Annotated in this window: 1 protein-coding gene and 1 pseudogene; both read right to left on the reverse strand. The window is 56.4% G+C overall.

Annotated features, from left to right (window positions below; genetic code table 11):
• Positions 1–147: 147 nt before the first annotated feature.
• A complete protein-coding gene (locus tag C8024_RS21540) occupies positions 148–474 on the reverse strand; it encodes a type-F conjugative transfer system pilin assembly protein TrbC (protein ID WP_367947270.1) in 327 nt (108 codons plus the stop codon).
• Positions 435–876 (reverse strand): annotated as a pseudogene (locus C8024_RS21545) (hypothetical protein); the annotation flags it as partial. The gene C8024_RS21540 and the pseudogene C8024_RS21545, both read right to left, overlap by 40 nt.

The raw sequence follows: 876 nt of genomic DNA on the forward strand, positions 1-876 counted from the left end.
ATTTGCGCGGGCGCGTCCCTGCTGTTGATTGGCAAAAGCTTTGCCTTCTTTCCTGGCCGCCTCGCGGTCCTGTGCCGCCAGTGGTGATCCGGCGGAGAAACTGATGACCGTGACAACGAGGGCAAGGCATTTAAGAAACTTCATCACTCAGCGCTCCTTCTTCAGGCGGGCAAGGTGCAGCGCGGCGAGACGCGATCCGGGACCAGCGCCGCCCGCAAATGTTTCGAGCGCATATTCTACGCTGACATTGCCCGTCATCCGGTCATGGGGCGGGACAGCGCCTGTGCAATTGAAACCATCGCAGAGCGTAAAATCGGAAGAAGCCATTACGAAACTGGGCGCAGCCTTGATATCAAATGCCCGGAACAGTCTGGGATCAATACCGAGCGCGGATAATTGCTCGCCGTCCGAGGCCATAGCGGTCAGCATTTTTGTCAGCTGTTTGGCGCTGCCACCGGGGAAACCACGCAGCACCGTGACCCCGCCTGCCGCCGATGTGTCGCGAACGAGTTTTTCAAAGACTGCGACGGCATCGACAAGCTTGCAAAGGCAATGAAACGCGGTGCGTCACCGAGTTTGGCCTGAGCCATTTTTGCATGATCCGAAATCATGCGGTCGAAATCGAAGACTTCGTCTTTTTTATTGTCCTTACTGGCGGAGTGTTTCCGTTCGACAGTCTTCGTGTATCGTTCGTGATTAGCCCTTGCCTGGTCTTGTGTCTGACGGGCGTCACTTCGCAAATCTTCGCTTCGCAGGCGGACATTTTCAGCCAATGCTTCTGCTTCAGCGGAATAGGTTTTGGCCGATGCACGAATGGCTTCAATATCGAGCGTGTCCGGGTTCACGCTTTGCGCGGCGGCAAAACCGGTGGACGCG

Origin of the sequence: Sphingopyxis sp. BSNA05, from assembly GCF_013265645.1 — a bacterium.
Lineage (GTDB): Bacteria > Pseudomonadota > Alphaproteobacteria > Sphingomonadales > Sphingomonadaceae > Parasphingorhabdus.